Raw genomic sequence first — 26,775 nt, forward strand, 5'->3', positions numbered from 1 at the left:
AATTTTGGTTGGTTGAATCTTTTCACTAGCAGCACCCACTGGCGCTCGAACGACTGCTGAGCGCGCATCACCGCACTACAATCATCTTTCTGGAAACATTACTTTTTCCCATAATCGGATGGAATTATCGCTCATCCTAGAGGCGAGGAAATTCAGCCTCAACCAGTGCGACGGATTCGCCTACAGCTTTGCCGGCACGATGATAACAGGCGATATCATCGACGGATGCGTCCGAATAAGCTTCGCGGTCAAGCCGAGCGTGCAGCTTGACCGCGATTACGAACCTACAGATCAGCGTGATGCGAGTTCATTCAGCTTTCCTTGTCACAGTAGGCGGCCCATCCCCCCATCATGACGCGCCTCTTCTCCAGCAGGTTGCCGCGCCGGTAAGCTGCCTCAGTCTTGTTTGCCACGACGTGCGCCAACGCCGCCTCGGCAACATCACTGGGATGCTCCGTCTCCTCGCTCACCCAATCGCGAAACGATGAGCGAAAGCCGTGCGGTGTGTACGGCTGGCCCATCTCCTTCATCAGCTTGGACAGCGTCATGTCAGACAAGGGCTGCATATTCTTGAAGCCGGGAAACACATAGGGCGACTCCCGAAGGCGCAGTTGCTTGCAGCGGCGCAGGATACGCATTGGGCGGGAGGCCAGAGGGACCACATGTTCGCGAAATGCCTTCATCCGTTCCTTGGGGAGGGTCCAGAGGCCGTCTTCGAGGTCAACCTCATCCCAGGTCATGCCGCGCACCTCGCCAGACCGGGCAGCCGTGAAGATGGCAAACTCCAACGCCAGACGGCTGAATGATTCTCGTGACCGCAACTTCTGGATGAATTTGGGCACCTTCTCGTACGGCATTGCCGGAAAGTGACCATCGCGGCGCGGCTGGCGCGGCAGGCCTTTGGAGATAGCCCGCATCGGCGCTTCGGTATCGCGATAGCCGGACGCATAGGCCCAATCCAAAACTACCCCTACCCGCTGCCGGACCCTCCGTGCCGTTTCCGGCTTTGTCAGCCAAATTTCGGCGAGGAGGTCACGGATCATGGGCCCAGTGATCCTGTCGACCTTCATCTTGCCGATGAAGGGAAACGCATAGGCTTCAAGGGTTCGCATCCACTGGCCGTGGTGCTTGCCATTGCGCCAGGTCTTCGAGTGAACCTCATAGACCCGCTGCGCTGCATCCTTGAAGGTCGGCACGGCCTCGACCTTTCGCCGCTCGAACTGCGGGTCGAGACCCATCTCGACCTGGCTTCGCACTTCGCGCGCCCGTTCGCGAGCATCAACCAGGCTAACCTTGCTGCAGCTACCCAGGCCGAAATCTCTCCGGTCGCCCTTGTGCTGCACCCGGCAAACCCAGCTGCTGCTCCCTCCCGGCCTCTCATAGCGATAAAGGCCGTCACCGAACCCTACTCGGCGGGTGGTCTGGCCCCTGGTAGCAGAGCCCGTCTTGGAAGTCGTTTTCATGGAGGTGATCATAAAATTTGTTCCCACATTTGCAAAAATGTCGGCCTGGACGACGTGGGACACATTTGGATCCGAATCACCAGCGTAACCCGCAGGAAAGCTGGACGTCTGGAGCCAGTCAGGGATTTTGTGGGATTAGTACCTGGCGGAGAGGGTGGTTTTATAAAGTTAAGTCTATGTATTTGATAACATTTTTTAATTAAACCACCGAACCAAGCAGTCCCACAGACAGTTCCCTTAGTGAACAATCGTCCGTCTAAGCCGAGATTTGTCTATGCCAGAATACGCCTTTGTTGTCGATGACTTTCTGGAGTTTCCGATGGTTCACGTCAACATGTCCAATGTCGTGATCGGCTAAACTATCATCAAGACCACATCAAATTGAGGCGACATACCGGCCGCAGACAGACCACGCAGATTTTGCGGTCGCGTGAGTGTGCAAATGGCCGCTGCAGCCTAGGCTTTTCTGACATCCCGACGAGCTAACTCGAGCTGGTCCACGATGGACTATTCAGTGTGAGCTGGCGATCTGACTACCATTCATGGCCTAGGCGTGAGCGCGCGGATGGTATTATCCATATAGCTCGAGTTGGTGTAGGCAGCTGATTGCAAGTGGGATCAAAGATAGAGCTTCGGGGAGGCAAACACGATGGACCACGGCCTGACGTATGGGGACTACATGCCGCACGGCATGTGTCTCCTTTGGGAGCCTTGGCTCGTCACATTGTGGGCGGGCTCAGATTTGCTGATTTTCCTAGCCTATACGGCTATCCCGATTGCCCTGCTGACTATTTTGCGGCGCCGTACTGAAGTACCTCACGCGGGCGTGGTGGCCCTATTCGCATCATTCATCCTGCTCTGCGGCCTTACCCACCTGATGGGAATAGTAACACTCTGGTATCCAATCTATCCTTGGGTTGGATGGATAAAACTTGCGACTGGCGTAGTGTCGATGACGACGGCGTTCGTACTGTTCAGAATGATTCCGGACATCGTTCGTCTGCCCTCACCGGCAGCCCTGGTAGCAGCGAACGAGAGCCTAAATGCAGAGGTAGCCGCACACCGGGAGACATTAGCGTCGCTGGATCGACAAGTACGGGAACGGACCGCAGAACTGGAAAAAGCGACCGCGGCGCTCGCTGTCCAGGCGCGGGAGGCGGTCCATCGCAGCGGCAATCTTCTGACTGTGGTCCATTCACTTGCTACGCAATCAGCGCGAGGATCGCGCTATACGGACCAGTTTCTTGCGTCATTCCTGGGGCGGGTTCAAACACTGGCAGATACGACACGTGCAATCGCCAAAAGCGATAGTTCGTCGGCAGAAATCGTACAGGTCGTAGCTTCGGGGCTAGCAGTACTCCATGAAACTTATGGAGACAGGATTACCTCACGCGGCCCCGCACTGACGATTGACCCGGTGGCTGCTCAACAGCTCAGCCTCGCCTTGTATGAGCTCACGACAAATACCCAAAAGTACGGTTTGGGCGCATCAAATTCTGCAGAGGTCGAAGTCCGGTGGACCGCCGACAGCGAAAAATTCGAATTCGAGTGGCGGGAAAGTGGGATCGACTTGACTGCGCTTGAGGCTTCAAGCTCAACGGAGGGCTTCGGCTCCAAGCTTTTGATGCGGATTGTGCCCAGGATGCTTAATGGTACCGCGGAGCGGACCTTTCATTCGGGTGAGATGATCTACCGATTGGCGGCCCCTATCTCGTCTGTCGCCTTACACAAAACCGATGAATCGGGCGGTCAGCTTGCCGCGCGCATCATCGATACCACCTTTGGCCTCGATTGACGCGCGGTAGTGCCGATACAGAGTGGATCGCAAAGGTGTCCGCGCTAAGATTCTCGCATTCAACCTGCGCGATGCCGCGGCAAACTTAGCGCCGTGTTGCGGCCAGTAAACGCTTGATGTGCGCCACCACACTTTCAGGATCATAAGGTCTTTGGAGATGCGGGCCATCATCACACAAGTGCCCTGCAGCCTTCGCGGCCCTATCGACGTTCCCAGCCAAAATGACGTCGACGCCGGGGTAATGCCCCCTGACCCATATGCGCAATTCGAATGCATTGAGTTCGCCTGACAGCTCGGCGTCGACGAGCATTGCTCGAAAGCTTGTCGCACCTTCTTCGAGCGCGATGATGACCTCGTCGGAGGTCGCAGCTTCGAACACCTTGTAGCCGCAATGTCGGAGATATTCGGCCAACCCGTTCCGGATCAAAACGTCAGGATCTGCGACAATCAGGCAAGGTGGGTTTGCGAGCTCTTCTGCCATGGATCCCCGATCAGGCTTTCGATCAGCGCCGCAAGTGCCGGCAAAATATAAGGCTTAGAATGAAATTCGTCTGCTGGATAGCATTCGGAGATGGACATATGGGCCGAACAAACGACGACAGGTCGCCCTGGCACCAGCATTTTTGAGTGTTCCGCAAGCTCGATGCCATCAACCCCACCGGGCATATGAACATCAGTTACCATCAGATCGATGCTCTGGCCTGAATTGAGAATATCGAGCCCTTCACGGCCGTCACCCGCCTCCAAGACGTGATAACCAATATCTCGCAGAAAATCGGCTAGTGTGAATCGGATGATAAATTCGTCTTCGACCAAAAGTATCGTCTTGGCGCCCACCCTCGGCTCTCCCCACGTGGCGCCTCGAGCAAGTTTACTCTCCGGCTTTCCCCAATTTGAACCTAAACGTCGCCAGCGCGTCGATGTTCCAAACTCTTGGTCCGTTGCACTGGGCTATCCGTATTGGGTGCAAACGAAAGGCCCCGAAGCGGCTCTCGTTGCAGTCATCGCGAAATATAAAGAATTAGGGCAACCGCCTATATCCCCTTCTCCACATCATTCAGTCGACCTCGCGATGGCTAAATTGGCTTATGGGGTGGGTAGGTGTCGGAGCCGGGTTTGCCCCCCTAGCGCGATGCCGTTCAATCAATTCTCTAAGACTTTCAGTCAGCACGAGAGTGGCCGCTCCCACCTTGACAATCTCAATCTCGCCACGGGAAATGAGAAGGTATAGGGTGCTACGGCTGATGCCGGTGAACCGGCAAGCGTCTGGAACTCGCATGCTGATTGGTTCAGTCACCAGTGCTGAGGATGGCGGTTGGGGTATAAAAGACATAGAAACACCATTGAGTAAGACGCGTGAGACCGAAATGCAAATGAGTACGTCGGCTGATCTGATCGCCCAAATATCCAGCATTTTGCCGACCAATGCCACAAGACATTTCTAGCCTAGACTAGCCGATACTACGATTACGATCTGATGGATTGAGTTATACTATCTGGTGGCATGCTCCGCTACATGCTCACTTCGATCACGTCGCCTAGCTAGAAACGAAGCAAGGTTTTGTTTGAAAAGTCATGCTCAGGAGATTTCATATTTAATCGCGCCATTCGTGGTATTGAAAACACCGGTGTAAGTTATAACGCAAGTATCGGGCTAGATTTTTAGATATCGTCGAACTTTCCAAATCAATTTGGTCATGACAAAAGCGAAGGCGTCAGAGACTTGACAAATTCGGGTTATCGTTTCTCGAGAAATGCCGAGATGCATTCACGACTTTCCGCAGAAGCGCCCTTTGCCGATATGCTGCGCGCCTCACGGTCCAGATGCCCTTCGAAACTGTTACCATAGCTTTCGAGAAGCAAGGCCCGCGCCGCACCCATGGCTTTAATTGCACTGGACGCCAGAATACTGGCCTGCTTCATGCCTTCCGACGTCAATTCGTCTGCGGATACCACATGCGAGATGAGGCCGATCTGTGCGGCCTCGTCGGCGCCCACGCGCCGGTTTGCGGGTGACCTTCCCGAGCAGAGCACCCGGCTGCAGATCATGAAACTAATGGCAGACACAATCCCCAAGGTTGCGAGACGGCTGAAAGCGAGGCCGGTCAACCCTTTTGCCGCGACTTGCCTCGACCTTTGATATAGCAGCGCCGATGGAGGCCGGTGCTCTACAGATTTGTGGTTCTGCAGGTCAAAATGAACCACGGGGACCCCGAGGTGGCGTGAAGCTGGTTGGCAAAGGTCACTTCGAGGCTCGAGCAGTGAACGAGCTGGCTACTAAATTAAGAATGGGGGGCATCGAATCAGTGCCTCAATCTCACCTTTCCTAGAGGGCTCAGCGGCGAAATACATGCTTATCCATAGCGGACCGAAATTTTGAAGCTTCTGACTGCAACCTTCTCCGACGCAGCAACCCTCAATGTTGCCCTTCGGCTGACTTTAGCTTCCATGTCCGCCATGGCTGCAGCGACAGCCCTGTCTCTGCAAAATCCTTGGTGGGCCGCCATGGCCGTGTGGATGGTGGGCCAGCCGCCACGTGGGCTATTGCTCGAGCGCAGCCTTGCCCAGCTACTTGGCTGCATTTTGGGCGCTTCAGTAGGTGTCGCGCTGGTCCAACCGTGGCCCGGCACCCCGGCCACCCCGCTGCTCGGTCTGGCCGCATGGCTCGCCATCTGCTGCGGAGTCGCCAATCTGATGCGGCACCAGCGCGCTTATGGGGCTGCTGTGGGTGGCCTGACGGCCGCAGTTGTCGTCTCGCTTACTCTGGGTACCGTCATTGATCCAGTCAGCTTTGCGACTGCACGCGTCGTTGATACCGCGATTGGTATCGCGTCGGCCTTCGCCGTTGCGACCCTTCTCGGCCCATCCTCTGCGACTTCGTTTATCACAGTCCGCGCCAAGATGGTGACCTTGCAGGCACTTGCCCTGATAACGCAAGCTATGTCCGAAACCGCGACCCATTTGCAAACGCAAGCAAGAGGGTACTTGTTGTCGCTTGCCTCGCTCGAGGCTTCAGCGGAGGACGCAGCCGCAGGATCTCTAAGTGCCCGGCGCAAGCTGAGAGAATTGCACGCCCTGCTCGCGTACCTGCTTGACCTCCTTGTCGTCGCCCGCGCCATCCATTCGCGCGAGGCTTCCCTGAACGCCCCCGGGCATGAAAAAATGGCAATCTTGAAAGCGGCGTTTGATAAATCCGCTGCCGATCTGGATGCCCATGGCAAGCTCGATGTTCAGGACATCATTGCAGCCTCGCAACGGCTCGAGAAGGGCGATCCGGTGCTATCTCCTGTCCTCGACGAGATGAGAACGCTGCTGCTCCGCGCTGCTGACGGCTATTCCCAGGTGGTTGCCAAAGCAAGCGAACACGCGAAGCACTGGTCGATACCTCACCCCGACTTCTCGGCGGTGCGCCTGGCCGTGCTCCGGGGCGGTGTCGTCGCCAGTATGGTGGGGTTGGCATGGCTCATGATCGGTTGGGACCCGTTGCGTTATCTGGTGCTCGGCGCCGGCATATTCACAGTCTTGTTCTCTGCCATGGACGAACCCGCCCGGGTGGTCCGCCAGGTTCTGGTTGCCGGTATCGGCGCTTCCGCTGCCGCCGTCCTGTGGCGCGTCGCGGTGATCCCGGACGTTGGCAATGCCTGGCTCTCTCTTGCTTTGGCATTTCCCCTCGTGTTCGGCGCGTCGCTTCTGCAGGCACGGCAGGGCACAGTCTTCATTGGCCTTGCCTTTAACATGCTTTTTGCGGTGCTCGCGCGTCCGGTTGATGTGGGGCCCACTTCCGCGCTCGGTCTTGTGGCGATCGAGGCGATGCTTTTGTGCGGCATTGCTGTGGCCTACGGCTTCTATCGTTGGTTCCTGCCGATGAATACGCAGCGGCGCCGGAAGCATCTCAGGGCTTCCGTGCGCAAAGAAATTTCCGCGATATCGATCAGAGCCGGGACACCATGGGCGGGACGCCATCTGGCGCGTGTTCGATATCTCGTCTTCAGGATCGCCGCCCGGTCTGGTGGAGATGTGCGTGAGGTCGAAGACGCGCTCGCGGCGCTCTCACTCGCTCACGCCTTCTTCCGGCTTGGCGAGATGGCGCACGCTCCGGCACTTGGGGAAGAGGATCGGCGCATCATCCTTCAGACACTGGATCTGATGGCATCACCGATGGCAAATCCGCACCGGGCAGAAGCCATGCTTCGGCAACATGCGGCCAAGATTGGAAACGCCGCCACGTCCGGTGCCACCGGCGCAGCGGCGCAATCCACGACGATCCGCTGGCTCCTGGAAATGGCGGCAGACAATATGAAGCAGCACCCTACCCTCTTCGCGTAACAGCAGACGTTTTCGAGGTTTTTTGAGCTCATGGGCTCGACCAGTGCCATGGCACTGTCAAGATTGGTGAGCGTCCGCCACTACGCCGGAGACCCTGCGCTATGCGAAAACGCATAGCTGATTACCGAAACTGAGGGATCGCTAAAGTATTTTGCAGAGACTATATCGGTGGGACAGCAACACGAGGTAACTTATGTTCCCCGCCCTATTCGTTTCGCACGGCGCACCGACCTTTCCCCTTGACCGATGCGCCCGCGCGCCGGTTCCTTGAGGACCTCGCTACTGACTGGCCTGAGCGGCCGCGCGCGGTCCTTGATGATTTCGGCTTCATTGGGAAACCAAAAGTGCCCAGCGTCACCGCAAGCGATGTCAACGAGACAATTCACGATTTCACGGGCTTCCCCGCCGAACTGTATGCAATCCGCTATGCAGCGCCAGGGTCGGCGTGGCTGGTCGAGCGCGTCGCCGGTCTGCTGGAAGCGGGCGGCGGCAAGGTATCACGCATATCAGGTCGTGGTCTCGATCACGGAGCATGGGTGCCGCTGCGCCTGATATTTCCGCAAGCCGACATCCCCGTCGTCCAGTTGTCGGTCCAGACGGAGTTAGGCCCGGACTACCATTATAGGCTCGGTCAATTGCTGGCGCCGCTTCGCCAGGATGGCGTCCTGATCGTCGGTTCGGGAAGCTTCACCCACGATCTGAGCAGCTTCAGAGAATATTATAATGCCCTGCACGCCCCGGCCCCCCCTTGGGTCGACCAGTTCGCAGAATGGATGACAGCCGCTATCGATGAAGGGCGGATCCACGACCTGCTCAGCTATCGCAAAAACGCGCCGCAGGCAGTGCGCAACCATCCAAGCGAGGAACACCTCCTGCCGCTTTTCGTGGCATTGGGCGCGGGCGGCGGTGGGCCATCGAACCATCTTCATGCGAGTACCACGCATGGGATACTGCGGATGGACGCCTTCGCGTTCGGAGACACGATGTGAGCCGGCCCCTGATCTTAGCGCTGCACGGCGTTGGATCGTGCAGCAGCGATATGGCAGCTGCGCTCGCTCCCCTGACATCTATTGCCCAGGTGATTGCACTGGATGGCTGCGAGCCGTTCGATGGCGGCGGACGCAGACGGCAATGGTTCTCCGTCAATGGCGTGACAGAGGCCGACCGACCGCGCCGCGTGGAAGAAGCGCTGCCAGGCTTGATCAAGCGCATCGAAGACGTAGCGCGGGACCATCACGTTCCGCGAGGGGAACTCGTACTGCTCGGATTCAGCCAAGGCGCGATCATGACCCTGGCGATGGTGGCACACGGCCACCACGCGGGGCGCGCAATTGCGATTTCCGGGCGCCTTGCATCGTCCGTCGTCCAAGCCGGAGCCAAGCCTGCGTCGCTTCTGGTTATCGGTGACTCCGCGGACCAGGTCATGCCTTCCTGTTTGTCAGCGCAAGCCGCTGAAAAGCTCACCGGTGCCGGGCATCGCGCGAGCACGATCCTGACCGATGGCATTGGCCACGGTATTGGGCCGCAGACCATTTCAGAAATTTCAGCCTGGCTCGCATCAGAGCCTTGTCTAGAAACCAGCACGCTCGATCTCGAAGGACCACACGATGACTAGTCTCGATCACGCTGCTGCCTCATGGACACCGCGTCTCCACGCCGTCTTGCGGATCGTTCTTGCGATACTTTTCATAGCACATGGGATGGTCAAGCTGTTTGCGTTTCCTGAAGGCGCATTGCCCGGTCAGGTTCCGCTGTTCAGCCTGTTCGGAATCGCCGGTCTGCTCGAATTGTTCGGCGGTGCGGCAATTTTGCTTGGCGTCTTCACACGGCCCGTTGCGTGCCTGCTTTCCGGCCAGATGGCAGTCGCCTATTTTATGGTTCATGCGCCGCAAGGGTTCTATCCCGTTCTGAACGGTGGCGAACTCGCAATCATCTATTGCTTCGCTTTCCTGTACCTTTCTGCCGCTGGCGCTGGCCCGTGGAGTATCGACGCACGGCTCCGCGCGTGATGCTCGATTGGGATGACCTCAAGACCTTTCTCGCGATTGCTCGCCACGGCACGCTGTCTGCGGCGGCGCGCGCACTCAAGGTCAGCCAAACGACCATGGGCCGGAGGCTCGATCACCTTCATGTCGAGGCCGGAGCGAAGTTGCTTGAACGCACACCCGCTGGGTTTCGTCTGACCCCGACGGGTGCTGCGGTACTTGGCGAGGTCGAACGAATGGAAGACGCCGCGCTGTCTCTCGAGCGCACGATCAGCGGCGGGGACCAGCGGCTCGGAGGGCTGGTTCGCGTCACGACCGTCGAAGCGCTCGCCGCGCACATCCTTACTGCCGGTATCAAGCCGCTGCACGATGTCCATCCTGGCATCGTCATCGAGTTGATCACCGACAATCGGTCGCTCAGCCTTGCACGGCGGGAGGCCGACATCGCAGTACGGTTGGGGCAGTTTCTCGCCCATGAAACCTTCGTCCAAAAGATCGGTGAGATGGCCTTTGCGGTCTATGCCTCGCCTGACTATCTCGCAGCTTATGGCCAGCCGGATTGGTCGACCGGCGCAACTGGTCACCGAACGGTGCGGGTCCAGGACGATTTGCTCGATACACCGGATGGACGCTGGTTCTCTGAACGCACAGCGCAGGCCGAGCCTGCGCTGCTTGCCAACAGTCGAGAGGTCCAGGTGCAGGGGGTGATCGCCGGCCTGGGGCTGGGCCACCTGCCCTGTTACCTCTCCGATCGGCATCCGGGCCTGGTCCGCCTTGACAACGGTCCGCTACTAACGCGGGAAATATGGATGGGGGTTCATCGTGACACCCGCCACGCCCCCCGGATCATGGCGGTGCAGACCATGCTCGTATCTGCCATAGCCGCCAATAAGGCGCTGCTTTTGCCTGAATTCCATACACCTGCTCCTCGTGCCCCCGACCTCCCCCTAACACCCAGGAAAACACCATGACCCACAAGCCAACCGTTGGAATCCTCGTCGGCAGTCTGCAGGCCGATGGCCTGACCTCGAAAATGGCCGCTGCAATTCAGACGCTAGGCGAAGGCAAGCTCGACTTTACGGTGATCAAGATCGGAGCGCTCCCTCTCTACAATCCTGAGCGCGACGAGCAGGGCGTGCGAATGGGATGATTTCCGCAAGGCGGTTGCACCGCTGGATGGTATCCTTTTCGTGACCCCCGAATATAACCGCTCCGTCCCCGCCGCGCTGAAGAAGGCTATCGATGTAGTGGCGCGGCCCCGGCCGCAACAGGCAGGCGGAGGTTATTTGCGTGCCGGATAGTGACACATGCGCAAGCGTTGTACAGTTGATGAGGCGTGGCCGCCGCCGACGCGCGGGCGGATATCGAAGCCCGTACCGGCAATGGCGACGCCGACCAGCATGACCTGTTGCAGCGTCGTCAACATGGCGAAGCCGGACTGGCGCAAACCATGACCATCCTCAGCGCGAAAAGCCAGCGAACTGCGTCAGATATTCAGCGCCGAAACCATCGAGCTTGGCTCGGATCTCGGGGGTCGTGTCACCGTAGACATAAAGCTTTTCGATCTTAGCCAATTCGAGAAATCGCTCGGCGAATGGCGTAAATGTCTGCTCTACATGGGGGAGTAGCCCCTGGGTGCGATACCGCTCGACGATATGGACCACGTCATGGCTGGCATTGACGACATATTCGTATGTGGTCGTATCAGGTTCCTTCGCAGTCTCTGCAACGATGCGATCAACCAATGCCGCGAACGCCTCGAAGTCGGCCGGCTGGATCGCCAAGTGATAGATGGAGTAGATCTCGCCGTGCATGTTCAATCCTTCGATTAGGCCGCGATACGCGCGCCACTGCCTATCTATCTAAAGCGGAATTTTCAGCTATAAAGACGTCGCCAGGCTATTCTGAGTGGAGCAATGCGCTACTATGGCTGACCAGGATCCGTTGCAGGGCGTCACTGTCTTCGTCGCTGCGGCAAGAGCAGGCAGCTTCACGCTGGCTGCTGATCGGCTTGGGATCACAAAATCTGCCGTGGGGAAATCTGTTGCCAAGCTTGAGGCAAGGCTCGGAACCAAGCTCTTTCATCGCACCACCCGCCTCAGTCGGCTCACCGCAGATGGAGAGGCTTATCTTGCCGCTTGTGCCATTGCGATCGACGAGATAGCCGCAGCTCAGAATGCTCTGTCTTCAGCTGGACATGTGCTTAGCGGGCGCCTGCGGATTGATATGCCGGTGGCATTTGGGCGAAGCGTGCTGCTGCCAATCCTTACCGAAATTGCGCTGGCCCATCCTGGTTTGAACCTTGCCTTGACGTTTACCGATGCGACAAGCGATCTGCTGCAGGACGATGTTGACCTGGCCATTCGCTTCGGTGCGTTGGCCGCCAGCAGCCATCTGATCGCGCGCCACCTTGTTGATCAGGACAGGGTCATCTGTGGTGCGCCATCTTATCTGGATCAACACGGTCGTCCGCGTACGATTGCCAACCTCAAGCAGCATCGCTGCGTCGTCGGTTCTCCAAAAGGCCCGCCGCTGGCCTGGATTGTCCGGGAGGATGGTGACGTCAAAAAGTTCATTCCATCTTCCACGCATCAGATAAGCGATGGCGAGGCGATGGTTGAGGCCGTTACGGCAGGGCTCGGATTGTGTCAGGTCCCAGCATCAATGGTCAGGCAGCGATTGGACCAAGGCCGATTGGAGGCAGTGATGACGGATATGTCGACGGTCCCGGTCGAAGTTCATGCAGTCTGGCCCAGGCGCGCCCAGCTCACACCTCGGGTGCGCCATGTTGTTGATCGACTGGTTGTGGAGGCTGCGAAAGGACGGCTTCGGTGAGGGAAATCCACTCGATCGCTTACAGCGCGCCCCATTCAGTGGATATGTATTCCGCCATTCACATCGAGGGTCGCGCCCGTCACGAAACTCGAGAGGTCCGATGCCAGGAAGAGGCATGCCTGAGCCACCTCTTCCGGCGTTCCCAGTCTGCGCAATGGGATGGTCTGGCAAATGGCCGCCAGTTCGTCATCGGCAAGGCCATCGAGCATGCCCGTCTGTGTCATTGCAGGGCAAATAACATTCGCTCGAATTCCCATAGGACCGTATTCACGGGCGATGGTTCGGGTCAGGCTGATTACGCCCCCCTTGGCAGAGGCATAATGCGCACCGCCGACCAGCCCGCCGCCCCTTTGCGCCGCAAGTGACGCCAGGTTGACGATGGCGCCGCGGCGCTCCTCGACAAAATGCCGCAAGGCTGCCTGACACAGGTTGAACGCGCCCTTGAGATTGACATCGATCATGCGGTCGAACTCCAAGGATGAAATATCGAGCAGCGGCTTGCCCTGCACGATACCTGCCGTGTTGACGAGGGCATCGATCCGGCCGAACTGCGACAACGAATATTCGATCAGTTCCTCGCACCTGCCGGCGTCGGTAATATCACAGGTCATGCCAGCCAAGCCGGGCACCGCCAGCCCACGCGCGCCGAGCGCGTTCTCAATATCGGCTATCAGCCCATCGACGGGCGCGGCGTCTGCAACAATAAGCTTCGCACCATGCTCGGCAAACAAATGGGCGGTTGCCCTGCCAATGCCCTTGGCTGCAGCCGCGCCGACGATCAGGCATGTCACACCGCGCAGAATCACAAGCCCCCTCCAGCGGCGCTCGCCATCACCGTATTGGTTGCGATTAGATCGGCGACGGCCTCCAGCGAAAATCCGAGTTCGGTAGCGATCTGCGCAGACTCCCATCCCTTTGGCTGAGAAAAACCCTTCGCCGATAGTGCATCGCCATCCGCGACAACCGATGATCGGATGGCGACCGTTTCGCCCTCCACGGGATGCAGTTCACGACGCAGCAGACCCACTGCTGTGAGGTGCTCGTCGTCGCAGAGCGATCCAATATCATGGCAAGGCATCGCAGCAATGTCTGCCTTGCGAAAAATCTCAAGCCATTGCCGGGTCGAATGCTTTGTCAGAGCAGCGCCCCGAATTTCGAACCACAAATGCACATTGTTCGCGCGTGCCGCCACGGTGCCAAAGCGCGGATCGCCGATCAGTTCGTCACGGCCAGTTGCCTCGAGAAAAGCGCGAACCTGCTTGTCTGTGTTGATGGTGAAGGAAATCCAGCCATCCTGGGTTTTGACAGGTCGATTGTGGGGATTGAGCAACCGCTGGTCGCCCGGTGGTCCGACAGGCGGAACAAAACTTTGCTGCGCCAGATGCTCCTGGAGCACAAAAGAAGCCATGGTTTCGAACATCGGTACCTCGACAAAAGCCCCCACACCATCTGCCTTTCGGCGGATCACCGCAGCCAGCACCGCGCCGGCAGCTATTTCGCCTACCACGTGGTCGCACATCACCAGCGGCACATAGGCAGGCGTACCGTCGCGCATCGCGCTGAGCCCTGCAATGCCTGAAGCTGCCTGAATGACACTGTCATAGGTCGGGAAACCGGCATACGGCCCTGCGAGACCATAGCCGGTGATCAGGCAGTAGATCTTGTCAGGAAATTCCCTAAGAACTGCCTCATGATCAAGCTGCAGCCGGGCAAGAGCCTGCGGACGCATGTTGGCAATGATGATGTCTGACGTTTCGACCAATCGCCTTACGACCTCAGCAGCACCGGGCTTCTTCAAATCGATGCAGATGTTGCGCTTACCGCGGTTGAGATGCAGGTATGTGCCGGAATGCTGGCCGGTCGGGGACTGTCCGCCCAAACCGCGCATGAGATCGCCGTCCGGGCTCTCCAGCTTGATCACTTCCGCGCCGTAGAGCGCAAGGCGCGCGGTACAGACCGGACCGACAACCACGCTGGTAAGGTCGAGGACCCGCAGTCCGGCAAGTGGGCTAAAGCTCATCAGTGCTAATCTCCATGGTCGCGACAACGCGATTGCTGTCATCGAGCGCAGTGATTGAACATCCTGCCGGATAATCGTCCACCGCAAACCGGATCATGCGGTTGCAGAACGCAGGCGAACGATTGCGAAGCTGCAATTGCCTGATCGGGGCTGACAAACGCTGCCGAGCGATTTCGGTCATCAGCAGTGTGATAAGACCGCCATTCACGACGATATCGGGATATCCTTCGCTCTGCGCATAGTGCCGATCGAGGTGGATCTTGTGTGAATTGAAGGCGAGAGCCGAAAACTGAAAAAGCATGGTTTCATCCGGGATGACGGCTGAAACCACATCGCATGCCTCCACGGCGGCGTCATCAACCGGTGGCGCAAAACCACGGTTGGTGCACAGATATGTCTGCTGCTCCTCGAGCAGGAGGACTTCCTGGATGGCATCCCTAACCAGATGTTCGACAGTCACGATTTGCACAGGTCCGTCTTCGCTTCGCTTGGTGACGATCCTGGCGATGCGGCTGCTGCGCTGCAGTTTCTGCTCGACCATTATCCGCCCTGGCATCTTCACAATCCGCCCCAGTGCGACCAGTCGATTGCCAAGCTCAGGCGGCATCGCGATGCCAAGTCCGGGGAAGCCGTCCGATCGCAGACCCGCTCGCCTGGTTTCACCGCCGAACAACGCGAAATGCCAACCAAAAGGTACCGAATTTCCTGGATCCCAGGCCTGCGGAGCGAGGTCCAGCATCGTCGCAATCCGCCGCGCCATATCGCCGCAGAACGATTGAGCGTGCTGTCGTGATGACCCTGCTGCGGTCTCTAGCGGAAATTTTGGAGCGCGTTCATCCATAGCCAGGCAGTACAGCGCATGATGCATATATGCAACCATCTGTGTATATATACATTGACATTACGCTTGCTGGGCGATTATGGCGACAACCGAACACTGCACCAGATCAATCCGAGGGAGCTTTGAGCCGTGAAATTCCAATACCACCACATGAACCTTTGCACCGAAAACGTGGCGCGACTTTCCGAGTTCTATCAGACCATTTTCGCGATGGACCGGATCGAGGACGAAGAGCACACGCGGGTGAACGAGCAGGACGGCTACGGAGCCCCTGTTGATTTTGTCACCGACGGCGCTATCGAATTTCATCTCGCAACGCGCGATATCGGTCTCGGCTTCAAAATGAAGCAGTTCCTAAATCCGCTGGATCGCGGCCATTTCTGTTTCCGCACCGATGACATCGAGGGATTCAAAAAGCGCCTGGATGACCTTGGCATCCAATATGCCGACTATGGCGTGTGGGCGATCGCGAACTGGTATCAGATCTTCCTGCTTGATCCGGACGGCAACATGATCGAGGTCCACCAGCCAATGGCCCCTGCGGCAGCTGCCTGAAAGGTTCATTCAGGAGGGCCGACGTCGAATTCTCTTGAATCCTGCGATCGCGGGTTGTTCGGATAACGGGCAACCCGATGCTCGACGAAAGGTGTAGAGATGAAGCGAGACGAGATCGACCAGACCAGCAGATCGGAAGGACGCCCATATCAAGCTCCCGCGCTTGAAAAAGGGCTTGATATTGTTGAACTGCTTGCCAGGTCTGCAGTACCCCTGACACGGTCCGATATCGCAGCAAAACTGGGTCGCAGCGTTGGCGAACTGTACAGGATGCTCCATCATCTCGTGGAGCGGAAGTATATTGCCATCGTCGGAGACAGCTTTGTGCTGACGACAAAGCTGTTCGAGCTTGCCCATTATTATCCCCCGACCCAGCGGTTGCTCACCGAGGCAACCCCGCTCATGCACAAGCTTGCCGGGGAAATCGACCAGTCCTGCCACCTGACGGTATATAGCCAAGGACGGCAACTCGTGATTGCCAAAGTCGATGTACCCAGCGGCATGGGTTTCAGCGTGCGGGTGGGATCGGAGCTTGATGTTCTGGTATCTGCGTCTGGCAGAGTTTTGCTGGCATTTCAGGACCCCGAGACCCAGAAGATCAGGATCAATGAAGCCTGCATCATAGAGCCCAACCACGATCTGGAGGCTCTGGCGACGAAGCTTGACGTCATCGCCGAGCGAGGGTTCGAGGCCGCCCCCAGCGGACAGGTGCGCGGCCTCTTCGCCATCAGCTTTCCAATCCGCGATTTGCGCGGCAATGCCTTGGCTGCTCTGACTGTCCCTTATGCCGACAGGATCGACCAGTCTGGCCGCAAAGGGCATCAGGGGGTCGAGGACGCGCTCCGCGAAGCGACACAGCTTCTGACAGCCCGGTTGAGCGGCGCGTGATCTTTCAATGAAGCCAAACAATCGCGGTGCAGTCTTGCGCGCGATCTAGAGTCGAGAGGACTGGAAGCTTATGGCGACGATTGTGCTGGTGCCGGGTGGCTATCATGGCGGCTGGTACTTTGCTCCCATCATAAATAGGCTGCGGGAGGCGGGCCACGACGTCCATGCCGTTACCTTGAGCGGGCTTGGGTTGTCGGGGTCGTCATGCCCAGGATCGATCAATCTCGACACCCACATCGCCGATCTGACAGGCTTGATCGAATCTGAAAAGCTCAGCGATATTATACTGTGCGGGCACAGCTATGCAGGAATGGTCATTGCTGGCGCTGCAAGTATGCTGCCAGAGACCGTCCGAACACTCGTGTTTGTTGACGCGCTGGTCCCCGCAGATGGGGACTCCGTCTGGTCTATGTGGGACCCTGAGACCCGGCATCGGCTGATCGATGCTGCGACAGATGGATTTCGATCGGTCCCACCCGAGGGTTTGGATGCCCGGACACGGCCCCACCCGCTGGCGACCTGGCTTCAGCCGATACGCCTGTCGGCGCAGGCATATGCCGCGAAACACAAGATCTACGCATGGTGCAACGGGCAGACGACCAGTCCGTATGACAGCGCCTACAGTCCGTTTCACGCCACCTATCAGCGCCTGAAGTCGGACGCCGAATGGATGACGCACACTCTGAACTGCGGCCATGATATCATCGGCGAAGCTCCCGAACTCGTACTTGCGCTTCTGCTCGAAGTGGCCGCAATAGAATGAAGCGCTTGGCGCGCGGCATGGTTTGCACGTGGCGAGCTACCTGGCGCTCAACTAGTGGAAGCCGAGGAGCTGTTGGGACAGGTCGAAGAGCCAAATTCTGCTGGGTTGGGATAAATCGTGCTAATCAACAGACACGTTAAGGATGAGCATAATGGCTGGCACTGAAACAAAGAAGCGCGCCGGAATCCAATCGGTCGAAATCGGAATGCGGGTGCTGGACACGCTGGCAACGCTGGGCGGCGCGCATCCACTGGCCGCGATCGTCAAGGGGTGCGGCCTGTCGCCGTCTCAGACCCATCGCTATCTCGCCAGCCTGATCGAAGCTGGAATGGTCAAGCAGGACGCTAACGGTGATTATGACCTTGGGTCGGCCGCCTTGCGTCTCGGACTCAGTGCGCTTTCAAGAATCGACGTCTTCAAAATTGCCGACGACCGGCTTTCCGCATTTTCAATTGAAACTGGGGCGACTGTTTTGCTGGCGGCTTTGGGCCCCACAGGTCCGATTATCGTACGCTGGCATGTCGGGCGGCCGCCGATCGCAACATCGCTGGGTTTGGGATCGAACCTCTCCTTGCTTCACTCTGCCACCGGACAGATCTTCCTGGCTTTTCGCCCCGAACGCGAGCTGGAAACCCTGGTCGCGACCGAACTCAGGCAGTCGCCCTCTATGAACATCGACGATCTGCAGCGGATAAAGAACAAGGTCCGGAAAAACGGCGAGGCCAGCGTTGGTGGCACCTTGATCCCCGGACTGAATGCCAAGGCCTATCCAATATTCGATCTGCAGAGCCAGGCTATCCTTGCGGCTACATGGGTCACTACGACTGGTAGAGGCGAGCAGACCAAATGTCCGATAGCGCAGAAGTTGCGGCTGGTTTGCGAGGAAATCAGTCGATCCGTAGGCGGGCGAGCGCCCTGCCAGTAGCTTTCAAATTATACAATCAATTTGACATTGTGGAATGCCACGGCCAAACTGTTAGCAGTGGTTGCCGTCTAAGCGGCCCTTTTTAGTGCGCCACCTCCAGGAGAGAACATCCCGTGCTAGCTGCAGGCAGCAACGAACAGCAGGTACTTCTGCAGGACCTGTACGACCGCATGGCTCCAGAGGGCCTCACCCCGCTCTGGGAAGTGCTCCACGCGCTGGTGCTGAACGAACCCAGCAGCCCCGCCGTCGTGCACAAATGGTCCTATGCCCGCATGCGCGAGTATCTGATGCTCGCAGGCGACCTGATTTCTGCCGAACAGGCTGAACGACGCGTGCTCATCCTTGAAAATCCGGGTTTGGTGGGTCAGTCGGCCGTCGTGCCAAGCCTCTATGCTGGTCTGCAACTCATTCTGCCTGGCGAGATCGCGCCGTGTCACCGCCATACACAATGCGCATTGCGCTTTGTGATGGAGGGCGACGGCGCCTATACGACGGTCGATGGCGAAAAGGCGATCATGCGCCCGTTCGATCTGGTGCTGACGCCGAACATGCAGTGGCATGACCACGGCAACCCGACGCAAAAGCCAATGATCTGGCTGGACGGGTTGGACATTCCGACCGTCCGCCTGTTCGATGCTTCCTTTGCCGAGCGCCTCGCGGAGAAGGTTCATCCCGAGACGGTTCCTGCTGGCGATACGCTCAACAGATATGGAGCCAATCTGCGCCCGTTGAAGGGATCAAAGGCGGACCGACGCCCAGCTAGTCAGCCGTTGTTTCACTACCCGTTCCAGCAATGGCGCCATAACCTGGTCGAGATGGCGGCCAATGCGGACATCGACCCACATCTGGGCCATGCGCTGGAGTTCATCAACCCAGCCGACGGCGGCTCGGTTATGCCGACGATTTCCGCGCATGTTCGCCTGATCCCTGCGGGCTTTGAAACCGCTCCGCGCCGGTCGAGCGACGGTTCGGTCTTCGTTGTCGTGGAGGGCGAAGGAACGGCCCTGGTCAACGGCGAGGAACTTCGTCTGAGCGAGCGCGATGTCATCACCATCCCGTCGTGGAACGAGGTCAGGTTTGCGGCTTCGCAAGACCTCATCCTGTTCGCGTTTTCCGACAAGGCTTCGCAAGAGAAACTCAATCTTTACAAGGAACATTGTGCGTGACCCTGCTTTTTGAACCACAAGTGCCCACCTTGGCCAAAACCACCCGAGGAGATGATTTCCCGGTGCGCAGGATTTTCTGTGTTGGCCGAAACTACTCGGAGCACACGCGCGAAATGGGGTTCGATCCTGATCGTGAACCACCGTTCTTCTTCACCAAATGGGCCGAGACCGTCGTACCTTCGGGTTCTGCGATCTGCTATCCGCCTGGCACATCCAACTTCCACTATGAGGCCGAGCTTGTCGTGGCGATCGGCAGCGGCGGGCGCAACATTGCCCGCGAAGATGCAGAGAAACACATCTACGGCTATGCAACCGGTCTCGATATGACCCGGCGCGATCTGCAATTGGTCGCGCGCGACAAGGGCCGCCCCTGGGATACCGGAAAGAATGTCGAACAATCCTGCCCGCTGGGGCTTATCCATCCCGCGAGTGATGTTGGCCATATTCAAAATGGCGCAATCACACTTACGGTAAACGGTGAGACCAAACAGTCATCCGACATCGCCGACCTGATCTGGCCGGTACCCGATGTGATCGCATTCCTCTCAGCGCTTTATCGGCTGGAGCCGGGCGACCTGATTTATACCGGAACACCAGCAGGTGTGGGCGCGGTTGTTCCGGGCGACAGGATGATCGTCGCAATCGAGGGGCTAACGCCAACCGAAATCGAAGTAGGCTCGATCGCAGATGACTGATCTTGGCTGTTTCACTCTTCATGGCTTCTACAGGTCTAGCGCATCATACCGCGTACGAATTGCACTGGGCCTGAAGGGCCTTAAATTTGACAGTATCGAGTACAACCTTCGGAACAAGGAACAATTGGCACCCGAGTATCTGGCGCTCAACCCGCAGGGCTTAGTTCCGGCCCTGGCTATAGATAGCCACGTACTCACGCAATCATTAGCTATTTGTGAGTATCTCGACGAAGCTCATCCTGACCCCGCACTGCTGCCCGTCGATCCGATGGAGCGGGCGAGGGTGCGTGCTGCAGCCTATGTGGTCGCCTGCGACATTCATCCTGTCCAAAACCTCAAAATTCTGAATCGGTTACGAACACTTGGAGTGGAGGAAGGCGGAGTCGAGAAATGGGCCCGCGCCACAATCCACGAAGGCCTGGCGGCATTCGAGGCGTTGCTACCCCAACATAACGGAGAGTTCTGCTTCGGCAATCGTCCAAACCTAGCCGACCTTTGTCTCGTTCCTCAGTTAGCAAATGCAAGGCGATTTGGCGTATCGCTGACATCCGATCGGATATTGCGGGTTGAGCAGGCCTGCCTGGAGATAGAGGCTTTCAAGCCACCAACGTGACCAAAAGGCAAGAGGCGCCAGCGCAAGACGCTAGCGCCCGCTGATTCAGATGGGATAGTATTGATCCGAAGGTTCAATCGTGACCCATTTCAGCTCGGTGAACTCATCAATCACCGCGCGGCCATCGAAGCGGCCATAGCCACTGCTTTTCATCCCGCCATACGGTGCCTGGGGCTCATTCTGCACCGTAGCACCATTGACATGGACATGCCCGGCATCGATCTGGCGCGCAGCGTTGAGAGCGCGGACCGCATCCCGTCCAAAGACCGCCGCCGCCAGGCCATAATCCGTGTCGTTGGCAACGCGCACGGCTTCTTCGACCCCTTGTACGCGCACGATGGTGGTGATCGGGCCGAAGGTCTCCTCGTCGTAGACCGCCATGCCAGGCTTCACATGATCCAGGATCGTGGCCGCCATCATCGCACCCTCGGCACGTCCTCCGGCAACAATGGTCGCACCCTTTGCCACGGCATCGTCGATCAGGGCATTGATGCGTGTGCCGGCCTGAGAATCGATCAGCGGCCCGATGACGCAGCCGGGATCGGAGCAAGGATCACCTGCGGGAAGCTGCGCGGCGCGCGCGGCGAACTTGGCCACGAATTCTTCAGCGACAGCCACATCGACCACGAAACGCTCCGTCGACATGCAAATCTGGCCCTGGTACAGAAACGTTCCGAAGACGGCTGCGTTGACCGCGCCATCAATATCGGCGTCGTCGAGCACCACGAACGGCGCCTTGCCCCCAAGTTCGAGCAGGCAGCGCTTGAGATTGCGTCCAGCCTTTTCGGCGATGATCCGGCCAACCCGTGTGGAGCCAGTGAAATTGATGCGACGGATAGCGGCGTGCGCGATGAGGGCGTCGATGACGTCGGCGGCATCATCAGGCGCATTGACCACAAAATTCAGAACCCCATCAGGCAGGCCAGCCTCAATGAATGCATCTGCCACCAATGCATGGGTCTTGGGGCTCATCTCAGATCCACGGAACACCACCGTATTTCCGCACGCAATCGGGTATGCAATCGCACGCGCCGCCAAGATGATCGGGCCGTTCCATGGCACGATACTAAGAATGGCTCCTACAGGCTGCCGTAAAGTCATCGACAATGTACCGGGCTTGTCCGTAGGGATGGTCTCGCCCTGAATTTGTGTGGTGATCGAGGCAGCCTCGCGGATGAGCTGCGCTGCAGCCATCACGTTGAATCCACCCCAAAGCCCCGAAGCGCCAACCTCGGCTGCCATGGCTTGCGAAATTTCCTCGATTTTTCCTTCCAGATTGTCCGCAGCGGCAAGCAGAATCTTGCGGCGTTCAGTCGGGCCGGTCTGTGACCATGTCTTGAACGCCCTGCCAGCGGCCTCAGCAGCGCGGCACGCGTCGGCGACGCCGGCGGCAGCCGACGTGGTGACCATATGGCCGCTTACTGGGTTTCGGCGTTCAAAGATCTTGCCGCTTGCGGCGTCCGCCGGACGGTTATCGATAAGTAACTGGACTTCCATGCTTCTCTCCCATGAATTTTTTGCACTCAGTGACGCATCTATGGCCTTGCGGAAAGAGCCGTAGCGCAGAATCTGGATTGTATATTATGAAATTTATTGCGCCAAATAAAATTTTATGAGACGTCAAAGGCTGAACTGCTGTTGTGTCGGCCAGGCTTGGCACACCAAAAAGAAGCGCCGCCTCACCGGTAACAGGCGCCCGAACCTTGGAGAGTTGACATGGGTATCCACGATAATCGCTTGATCAAAGCTGCCGTTTTCCGCGGAAAGGGCAAGGCTCCAGCTATTGAAGACGTGACCATTGGTGAGCCACGCGCAGATGAGGTTCTGGTGCGCGTGGTGGCTTGTGGTGTCTGCCACACTGACATGGTGGTCCGCGACCAGTTGCTGCCAATGCCACTGCCTGCTGTTCTGGGGCATGAAGGCGCAGGGGTTGTCGAAGCTGTTGGGAGCAACGTGACCAAGGTTGCTCCTGGCGACCACGTTGTGATGAGCTTTGCCTTTTGCGGCGACTGTTACCTATGCGACTCGGGCCATCCGGCCCATTGCGCGAATATCCTGCCCACCAATTTTGGCGGCAGCCGGGCAGATGGCTCGACCGGGATCACCGATACCGACGGCAAGCCTGTCCATGACCATTTTTTCGCGCAGTCCGCGTTTGCGCAATACTCTCTCGCGAACATGAACAACGTGGTGAAGGTGCCCACAGACCTCCCACTCGATCTGCTAGCGCCCTTGGGATGCGGGTTGCAGACGGGTGCGGGCGCCGTGCTCAACGCGCTAAAGGTTCGGCCCGGATCGTCATTCGTGGTGTTCGGAACCGGCGCCGTCGGCCTTGCCGCTGTCATGGCAGCACGCATCGCGGGAGCTACGCAGATCATTGCGGTCGATATCAATGCAGACCGCCTCAATCTCGCCAAGGAACTTGGGGCAACCCATACGATCAATGCCAAAGAAGAAGATCCCGTCACCAAGGTGCAAGAGATTTCAGTCAAAGGCGCGGACTTTTCGCTGGAGGCCAGCGGCCATGGCTCGGTGCTGCGCCAGGCGGTCGACTGCCTGGGCTTCTTCGGCACCTGCGGCATCGTCGGTGCATCGCCATTGGGATCAGAGGTCTCGCTCGATATCAATGGCGTAATGATCCCGGCCAAGCGGATCATGGGCATCGTTCAGGGCGATGTGATTGCCAGCACCTTTATTCCGACATTGATTGAATACTACCGCCAGGGCCGGTTCCCGTTCGACCGCCTGATCAAGCATTATGACTTCGCCGACATCAACCAGGCCATTGCCGACAGTGAAAGCGGCAAGACGATCAAGCCCGTCCTCCGCATCGGCACGGTCTGAAATCTCGAGCATTTGGACAGAGCAACCATGACAGGGAAAGATTTCGCCGTTGACGACCTGATGCAGGCATCGTGGCTTGATGACGGCTCCAGCAGGATACCCTCGGCGGTCTATACCGATCGCGGGATATATGAGCGTGAACTCGACCGGATCTTTTATGGTCCGCACTGGAGCTATGTCGGCCTGGAAATCGAGGTGCCAGAGGCCGGTTGCTTCAAGCGCACTGCCATTGGCGAGCGGTCTGTGATCATGATCCGCAACCGCCAGGGCGACATCAACGTTCTTGAAAACCGGTGCGCCCACCGCGCCATGCGTTTCTGTCAGGAGCGGACCGGCAAGGTGAAGACGCTAGTCTGCCCCTACCACCAATGGAATTACAACCACGATGGCAAGCTGCTCGGTGTTCCATTCAAGAACGGAGTCAAGGGCAAGGGAGGCATGCTCGAAACGTTCAAGCTCGAGGACAACGGGCTTAACAAGCTGAAGGTCGCGGTGCGCAATGGGGTTGTCTTTGCCTGTTTCGATCATGACGTCGAACCGCTGGAAGACTATATCGGCGATGAGGTTCTGGCGTGCTTCGACCGGACTTTCGATGGCAGGAAGCTGACGCTGCTCGGCTACTCGCGGCAGCGCATTCCAGGCAACTGGAAGCTGATGATGGAAAACATCAAGGACCCCTATCATCCGGGCCTTCTGCATACATGGTTCGTGACATTCGGGCTGTGGCGGGCAGACAACGAATCGCGTCTTCTGCTCGACAAGCACGCGCGTCACGCCGCGATGATCTCGCGTCGCAGCGCCAGCGTGAAAGACAATGTCGAGCAAGGCGTCACAAGCTTTCGCGCCAACATGACGCTGCATGAGCCGCTGCTGCTCGATATCGTCCATGAGCCCTGGTGGGGCGAGGACACGGTGTGCATGACGACGGTCTTTCCCAACGTCATCTTCCAGCAGCAGGTCAATTCGGTATCCACTCGGCAGATCACGCCGCTTGGGCCCGACAGGTTCGATTTCGTCTGGACCCATTTCGGGTTCGAGGACGACGACGAGGAGATGACCGAGCGCCGCCTGCGGCAGGCCAATCTTTTCGGTCCGGCAGGCTTCGTGTCAGCCGACGATGGCGAGGTGATCGAATTCAGCCAGGAGGGCTTCGAGCAGGACAAGGATTTCTCCACCTTGTGCGAGCTCGATGGCCAGGGCGTCGGCAGCACCGATCACATGGTTACCGAAACGCTGATCCGCGGCATGTACCGCTATTGGCGCGGAGTTATGGAAGCATGAAGATCGACCCCGAACTGCGCTACGCCATTTCCGATCTTTACGCAGCCTATACAGCCTGTCTTGATGAGAGCCGCTACGATGAGTGGGCGGATTTCTTCACCATGAACGCATGGTATCGCATTGTGGCGCGCGAGAATTTCGATCGCGACCTTCCACTGAGCCTGATGTCCCTGAAAGGGCGCGGAATGATGAAGGACCGCGTCTATGGCATCACCAGCACAATCTTTCATGCGCCCTATTATCAGCGGCATATCGTAAGCGTGCCGAACCTCGCCATCGATGAAGAAGGCGTGATCCTGGCGTCGACCAACTATGTCGTCGTCCGGACGAAGCGGGACATGGCCGCCGAGGTTTATAATGTCGGCCGATATATCGATGAAATCGTTCTCGATCGTGACGCGCTGAAGTTTCGCAAGAAGTTCTGCGTTTATGACAACGACCTGATCCCAAACTCGCTTATCTATCCTGTGTAAGGGCGCGCTGCCGTGGTCGCAGGCGCTCGGGCAAACCGCAGCTTTTAGCTGGACCCTTGCATCGCGAGGGCGGAGATAGCTGTTGCTTCTGTACGACCCGCGAACACCTATCTTGTCTTGCGAATGGGCATCACGGCAAAAGCGCCAACGATCGCAAAAATGGCCCCGGCAATGAACACCGCTGGCAGATTGCCGCCAGCAACCGCTCCGATGCTCAGGAAGACCGGGGCAATCACCGGAGCCACCGTCTGAGGGAATGCGCTGGCGATATTGAACACGCCAAGGTCCTTCGCGGTATCTTCGGGATTGGGCAGCACAGCAGCCACAAGCGCCATGTCGACGGCAAAATAGACGCCCTGGCCGACCCCATAGATCGCGGCGCCGATCAGGAACTGCGTTATCGTGGTCGAAGTCCCGATCACCAGCAACCCCAGCGCCACCAGCAGACCTGCCACCAAGACAACGGGCTTGCGCCGCCCGATCCTGTCCGAAAGCCAGCCGCTCAGCAACGTGAAGGTGACCGTGACGACTGTCGTGATCAACTGCGATAGCCCCAACGCCTTGAGCGCCTCCGCTTCATTCAGCTTGAGCTGGTCGCTGAGGAAGAAGAACTGATAGGTCAGGAAATAGGCGACGCCCATGAACACCAGGAATCGGCTAAGAAACGCCCAGCCGAAATCAGGGTATCTCATCGGGTTGACCCAGAAGGTCCGACCCAGATCGGCAAGCCCGAATGGAGACATCTGTCCAGCGGGCTTGTCCTTGAATGCACCGAACAGCAGGATAATGGCGACAGGACAGATCGCCCAGGGCGCGAGAAACATCAGCAGATTGTCGTGCGCGGTGAACTGCGTGAGATACGGCCCCGCAAGCAGCGCCAGACTAAGTGCAATTCCCATCAATGCTGAAACCTTGCCACGCTGATGCTCCGGGACAAGATCCGGCAACAGCGCATTGGTTGCCGCCAACGCGGCGTTTGCACCTATCTGAACCAGGAGCCAGCCAGCCCCGAGCGCAACCAGCCCAGTTCCGGTCGCCATTAGCGCAAGTCCCATGCCCATGACCACGCACCCGAAAATGATCCACAGCTTGCGCCGACCGACCCGGCTTCGAGTACGATCGGACAAGGCACCGAATATGGGTGCTGCGATCAGGGCTGCGAACGCACCCGGCGCCAGAATGGCCCCCAAGTCGAGTGCCTTGTCACCGGCTGACGAAATCTGGCTCAGCTTGACCGAAATCGAGGCGATGAGAGGCGCAAACAGCGCGGTGTAGAAAGCGAATACCGTCAGGAGGTAGGCAAACAT

Annotated in this window: 31 protein-coding genes; 19 read left to right on the top strand and 12 right to left on the bottom strand. The window is 58.1% G+C overall.

Annotation, left to right across the window (positions count from 1 at the left end; all coding sequences use genetic code 11):
• Positions 1-311 precede the first annotated feature (311 nt).
• Complete coding sequence (locus BSY18_RS00005) at positions 312-1,463, bottom strand: tyrosine-type recombinase/integrase (RefSeq protein WP_069049305.1); 1,152 nt, start codon at positions 1,461-1,463, stop codon at positions 312-314.
• 649 nt (positions 1,464-2,112) lie between these two features.
• On the opposite strand from BSY18_RS00005, the gene BSY18_RS00010 reads away from it, so the two are divergent.
• Positions 2,113-3,258 (top strand): sensor histidine kinase, encoded by a 1,146-nt coding sequence (locus BSY18_RS00010; protein WP_069049180.1) that lies wholly within the window; start codon positions 2,113-2,115, stop codon positions 3,256-3,258.
• 85 nt (positions 3,259-3,343) lie between these two features.
• On the opposite strand, the gene BSY18_RS00015 is transcribed toward BSY18_RS00010, so the two are convergent.
• From BSY18_RS00015 to BSY18_RS20460, 4 genes are all read right to left on the bottom strand, one after another.
• On the bottom strand, positions 3,344-3,739 hold the full coding sequence (locus tag BSY18_RS00015) for a response regulator (RefSeq protein WP_069049181.1): 396 nt from the start codon (positions 3,737-3,739) through the stop codon (positions 3,344-3,346).
• Positions 3,706-4,095, bottom strand: coding sequence for a response regulator (locus BSY18_RS00020; protein ID WP_069049182.1), 390 nt, complete (start codon positions 4,093-4,095; stop codon positions 3,706-3,708). The genes BSY18_RS00015 and BSY18_RS00020 overlap by 34 nt, the downstream gene beginning before the upstream one ends.
• Positions 4,096-4,315: 220 nt before the next feature.
• On the bottom strand, positions 4,316-4,672 hold the full coding sequence (locus BSY18_RS20455) for a helix-turn-helix domain-containing protein (RefSeq protein ID WP_335617663.1): 357 nt from the start codon (positions 4,670-4,672) through the stop codon (positions 4,316-4,318).
• Positions 4,673-4,995: 323 nt separating this feature from the next.
• Entirely contained in the window at positions 4,996-5,463 is a 468-nt protein-coding gene (locus BSY18_RS20460; RefSeq protein ID WP_083231213.1) for an enoyl-CoA hydratase/isomerase family protein, read from the bottom strand.
• Positions 5,464-5,634: 171 nt separating this feature from the next.
• Between BSY18_RS20460 and BSY18_RS00030 the strand changes: the two genes are divergently transcribed.
• The 7 genes from BSY18_RS00030 (at position 5,635) to BSY18_RS21635 (ending at position 10,870) form a co-directional block, all read left to right on the top strand.
• Positions 5,635-7,584, top strand: coding sequence for an FUSC family protein (locus BSY18_RS00030; RefSeq protein WP_236823332.1), 1,950 nt, complete (start codon positions 5,635-5,637; stop codon positions 7,582-7,584).
• A gap of 239 nt (positions 7,585-7,823) precedes the next feature.
• Positions 7,824-8,573, top strand: a complete 750-nt coding sequence (locus BSY18_RS00035) for a DODA-type extradiol aromatic ring-opening family dioxygenase (protein ID WP_335617660.1) — start codon at positions 7,824-7,826, stop codon at positions 8,571-8,573.
• Positions 8,570-9,199: an alpha/beta hydrolase gene (locus BSY18_RS00040; RefSeq protein WP_171900136.1), complete on the top strand. Its 630-nt coding sequence runs from the start codon at positions 8,570-8,572 to the stop codon at positions 9,197-9,199. The genes BSY18_RS00035 and BSY18_RS00040 overlap by 4 nt, the downstream gene beginning before the upstream one ends.
• Positions 9,192-9,593, top strand: coding sequence for a DoxX family protein (locus tag BSY18_RS00045; protein WP_069049186.1), 402 nt, complete (start codon positions 9,192-9,194; stop codon positions 9,591-9,593). Before BSY18_RS00040 ends, BSY18_RS00045 begins: the two co-directional genes overlap by 8 nt.
• On the top strand, positions 9,593-10,540 hold the full coding sequence (locus BSY18_RS00050) for a LysR family transcriptional regulator (protein ID WP_069049187.1): 948 nt from the start codon (positions 9,593-9,595) through the stop codon (positions 10,538-10,540). The genes BSY18_RS00045 and BSY18_RS00050 overlap by 1 nt, the downstream gene beginning before the upstream one ends.
• Entirely contained in the window at positions 10,537-10,719 is a 183-nt protein-coding gene (locus BSY18_RS00055; protein ID WP_069049188.1) for a hypothetical protein, read from the top strand. The genes BSY18_RS00050 and BSY18_RS00055 overlap by 4 nt, the downstream gene beginning before the upstream one ends.
• A gap of 40 nt (positions 10,720-10,759) precedes the next feature.
• Positions 10,760-10,870 (top strand): NAD(P)H-dependent oxidoreductase, encoded by a 111-nt coding sequence (locus BSY18_RS21635; RefSeq protein ID WP_442856552.1) that lies wholly within the window; start codon positions 10,760-10,762, stop codon positions 10,868-10,870.
• Here BSY18_RS21635 and BSY18_RS21170 read toward each other — a convergent pair.
• Together BSY18_RS21170 and BSY18_RS00060 are read right to left on the bottom strand one after the other, a co-directional pair.
• Entirely contained in the window at positions 10,852-11,016 is a 165-nt protein-coding gene (locus BSY18_RS21170; protein WP_442856553.1) for a hypothetical protein, read from the bottom strand. The genes BSY18_RS21635 and BSY18_RS21170 overlap by 19 nt on opposite strands.
• 13 nt (positions 11,017-11,029) lie before the next feature.
• Positions 11,030-11,383, bottom strand: a complete 354-nt coding sequence (locus BSY18_RS00060; RefSeq protein WP_069049189.1) for a putative quinol monooxygenase — start codon at positions 11,381-11,383, stop codon at positions 11,030-11,032.
• 112 nt (positions 11,384-11,495) lie between these two features.
• Here BSY18_RS00060 and BSY18_RS20470 point away from each other — a divergent pair, with 112 nt between their 5' ends.
• A complete protein-coding gene (locus BSY18_RS20470; protein WP_083231216.1) occupies positions 11,496-12,404 on the top strand; it encodes a LysR family transcriptional regulator in 909 nt (302 codons plus the stop codon).
• A gap of 35 nt (positions 12,405-12,439) precedes the next feature.
• Here BSY18_RS20470 and BSY18_RS00070 read toward each other — a convergent pair whose 3' ends face one another.
• Genes BSY18_RS00070 through BSY18_RS00080 form a run of 3 tightly spaced genes read right to left on the bottom strand, consistent with a single transcriptional unit; the run spans position 12,440 to position 15,265 of the window.
• Positions 12,440-13,210 carry an SDR family NAD(P)-dependent oxidoreductase gene (locus BSY18_RS00070; RefSeq protein ID WP_069049191.1) on the bottom strand — a complete coding sequence of 257 codons (771 nt, stop codon included), beginning with the start codon at positions 13,208-13,210 and terminating at the stop codon, positions 12,440-12,442.
• Complete coding sequence (locus BSY18_RS00075) at positions 13,207-14,424, bottom strand: CaiB/BaiF CoA transferase family protein (protein ID WP_069049192.1); 1,218 nt, start codon at positions 14,422-14,424, stop codon at positions 13,207-13,209. Before BSY18_RS00075 ends, BSY18_RS00070 begins: the two co-directional genes overlap by 4 nt.
• The gene (locus tag BSY18_RS00080; protein ID WP_150126163.1) at positions 14,414-15,265 is read right to left on the bottom strand and encodes a hypothetical protein; all 852 of its coding nucleotides are present in this window, start codon (positions 15,263-15,265) and stop codon (positions 14,414-14,416) included. Before BSY18_RS00080 ends, BSY18_RS00075 begins: the two co-directional genes overlap by 11 nt.
• 129 nt (positions 15,266-15,394) lie before the next feature.
• On the opposite strand from BSY18_RS00080, the gene BSY18_RS00085 reads away from it, so the two are divergent.
• The 7 genes from BSY18_RS00085 to maiA all read left to right on the top strand — a co-directional run bounded on the left by BSY18_RS00085 (position 15,395) and on the right by maiA (position 20,870).
• Positions 15,395-15,820, top strand: a complete 426-nt coding sequence (locus BSY18_RS00085; protein WP_069049194.1) for a VOC family protein — start codon at positions 15,395-15,397, stop codon at positions 15,818-15,820.
• A 99-nt stretch (positions 15,821-15,919) separates the two neighbouring features.
• Entirely contained in the window at positions 15,920-16,708 is a 789-nt protein-coding gene (locus BSY18_RS00090; protein WP_069049195.1) for an IclR family transcriptional regulator, read from the top strand.
• 70 nt (positions 16,709-16,778) lie between these two features.
• Positions 16,779-17,471 (top strand): alpha/beta fold hydrolase, encoded by a 693-nt coding sequence (locus BSY18_RS00095; RefSeq protein WP_069049196.1) that lies wholly within the window; start codon positions 16,779-16,781, stop codon positions 17,469-17,471.
• A 151-nt stretch (positions 17,472-17,622) separates the two neighbouring features.
• A complete protein-coding gene (locus BSY18_RS00100) occupies positions 17,623-18,396 on the top strand; it encodes an IclR family transcriptional regulator (protein ID WP_069049306.1) in 774 nt (257 codons plus the stop codon).
• 113 nt (positions 18,397-18,509) lie between these two features.
• Entirely contained in the window at positions 18,510-19,562 is a 1,053-nt protein-coding gene (gene gtdA / locus BSY18_RS00105; RefSeq protein WP_069049197.1) for a gentisate 1,2-dioxygenase, read from the top strand.
• Positions 19,559-20,257, top strand: a complete 699-nt coding sequence (locus BSY18_RS00110; protein WP_069049198.1) for a fumarylacetoacetate hydrolase family protein — start codon at positions 19,559-19,561, stop codon at positions 20,255-20,257. The genes gtdA and BSY18_RS00110 overlap by 4 nt, the downstream gene beginning before the upstream one ends.
• Complete coding sequence (gene maiA, locus BSY18_RS20475) at positions 20,250-20,870, top strand: maleylacetoacetate isomerase (RefSeq protein ID WP_083231218.1); 621 nt, start codon at positions 20,250-20,252, stop codon at positions 20,868-20,870. The genes BSY18_RS00110 and maiA overlap by 8 nt, the downstream gene beginning before the upstream one ends.
• Positions 20,871-20,915: 45 nt before the next feature.
• Here maiA and BSY18_RS00115 read toward each other — a convergent pair whose 3' ends face one another.
• Positions 20,916-22,367, bottom strand: a complete 1,452-nt coding sequence (locus BSY18_RS00115; protein WP_069049199.1) for an aldehyde dehydrogenase — start codon at positions 22,365-22,367, stop codon at positions 20,916-20,918.
• A 219-nt stretch (positions 22,368-22,586) separates the two neighbouring features.
• Between BSY18_RS00115 and BSY18_RS00120 the strand changes: the two genes are divergently transcribed.
• From BSY18_RS00120 to BSY18_RS00130, 3 genes are read left to right on the top strand one after another with little or no spacing between them, the layout of a single operon-like run.
• On the top strand, positions 22,587-23,714 hold the full coding sequence (locus tag BSY18_RS00120) for an NAD(P)-dependent alcohol dehydrogenase (protein WP_069049200.1): 1,128 nt from the start codon (positions 22,587-22,589) through the stop codon (positions 23,712-23,714).
• A gap of 27 nt (positions 23,715-23,741) precedes the next feature.
• On the top strand, positions 23,742-24,995 hold the full coding sequence (locus tag BSY18_RS00125; RefSeq protein ID WP_069049201.1) for an aromatic ring-hydroxylating dioxygenase subunit alpha: 1,254 nt from the start codon (positions 23,742-23,744) through the stop codon (positions 24,993-24,995).
• On the top strand, positions 24,992-25,468 hold the full coding sequence (locus BSY18_RS00130; protein ID WP_069049202.1) for an aromatic-ring-hydroxylating dioxygenase subunit beta: 477 nt from the start codon (positions 24,992-24,994) through the stop codon (positions 25,466-25,468). Before BSY18_RS00125 ends, BSY18_RS00130 begins: the two co-directional genes overlap by 4 nt.
• A gap of 107 nt (positions 25,469-25,575) precedes the next feature.
• On the opposite strand, the gene BSY18_RS00135 is transcribed toward BSY18_RS00130, so the two are convergent.
• Positions 25,576-26,775, bottom strand: a complete 1,200-nt coding sequence (locus BSY18_RS00135; RefSeq protein WP_171900138.1) for an MFS transporter — start codon at positions 26,773-26,775, stop codon at positions 25,576-25,578.

The sequence above is a fragment of the Blastomonas sp. RAC04 genome (assembly GCF_001713435.1).
Lineage (GTDB): Bacteria > Pseudomonadota > Alphaproteobacteria > Sphingomonadales > Sphingomonadaceae > Blastomonas > Blastomonas fulva.

Excerpts from the sequence above, each read along its gene's own strand:
- BSY18_RS00005 (WP_069049305.1), bottom strand. The coding sequence starts at position 1,463 with ATGAAAACGACTTCCAAGACGGGCTCTGCTACCAGGGGCCAGACCACC.
- BSY18_RS00060 (WP_069049189.1), bottom strand. The coding sequence starts at position 11,383 with ATGCACGGCGAGATCTACTCCATCTATCACTTGGCGATCCAGCCGGCC.
- BSY18_RS00125 (WP_069049201.1), top strand. The coding sequence starts at position 23,742 with ATGACAGGGAAAGATTTCGCCGTTGACGACCTGATGCAGGCATCGTGG.
- BSY18_RS00100 (WP_069049306.1), top strand. The coding sequence starts at position 17,623 with ATGGCTGGCACTGAAACAAAGAAGCGCGCCGGAATCCAATCGGTCGAA.
- BSY18_RS00015 (WP_069049181.1), bottom strand. The coding sequence starts at position 3,739 with ATGGCAGAAGAGCTCGCAAACCCACCTTGCCTGATTGTCGCAGATCCT.
- BSY18_RS00050 (WP_069049187.1), top strand. The coding sequence starts at position 9,593 with ATGCTCGATTGGGATGACCTCAAGACCTTTCTCGCGATTGCTCGCCAC.
- BSY18_RS00115 (WP_069049199.1), bottom strand. The coding sequence starts at position 22,367 with ATGGAAGTCCAGTTACTTATCGATAACCGTCCGGCGGACGCCGCAAGC.
- BSY18_RS00135 (WP_171900138.1), bottom strand. The coding sequence starts at position 26,775 with ATGTTTGCCTACCTCCTGACGGTATTCGCTTTCTACACCGCGCTGTTT.
- BSY18_RS00075 (WP_069049192.1), bottom strand. The coding sequence starts at position 14,424 with ATGAGCTTTAGCCCACTTGCCGGACTGCGGGTCCTCGACCTTACCAGC.
- BSY18_RS20470 (WP_083231216.1), top strand. The coding sequence starts at position 11,496 with ATGGCTGACCAGGATCCGTTGCAGGGCGTCACTGTCTTCGTCGCTGCG.
- BSY18_RS20455 (WP_335617663.1), bottom strand. The coding sequence starts at position 4,672 with ATGCTGGATATTTGGGCGATCAGATCAGCCGACGTACTCATTTGCATT.
- BSY18_RS00090 (WP_069049195.1), top strand. The coding sequence starts at position 15,920 with ATGAAGCGAGACGAGATCGACCAGACCAGCAGATCGGAAGGACGCCCA.
- BSY18_RS00095 (WP_069049196.1), top strand. The coding sequence starts at position 16,779 with ATGGCGACGATTGTGCTGGTGCCGGGTGGCTATCATGGCGGCTGGTAC.
- BSY18_RS00010 (WP_069049180.1), top strand. The coding sequence starts at position 2,113 with ATGGACCACGGCCTGACGTATGGGGACTACATGCCGCACGGCATGTGT.
- BSY18_RS00055 (WP_069049188.1), top strand. The coding sequence starts at position 10,537 with ATGACCCACAAGCCAACCGTTGGAATCCTCGTCGGCAGTCTGCAGGCC.
- BSY18_RS00120 (WP_069049200.1), top strand. The coding sequence starts at position 22,587 with ATGGGTATCCACGATAATCGCTTGATCAAAGCTGCCGTTTTCCGCGGA.
- BSY18_RS00045 (WP_069049186.1), top strand. The coding sequence starts at position 9,192 with ATGACTAGTCTCGATCACGCTGCTGCCTCATGGACACCGCGTCTCCAC.
- maiA (WP_083231218.1), top strand. The coding sequence starts at position 20,250 with ATGACTGATCTTGGCTGTTTCACTCTTCATGGCTTCTACAGGTCTAGC.
- BSY18_RS00080 (WP_150126163.1), bottom strand. The coding sequence starts at position 15,265 with ATGGATGAACGCGCTCCAAAATTTCCGCTAGAGACCGCAGCAGGGTCA.
- BSY18_RS00130 (WP_069049202.1), top strand. The coding sequence starts at position 24,992 with ATGAAGATCGACCCCGAACTGCGCTACGCCATTTCCGATCTTTACGCA.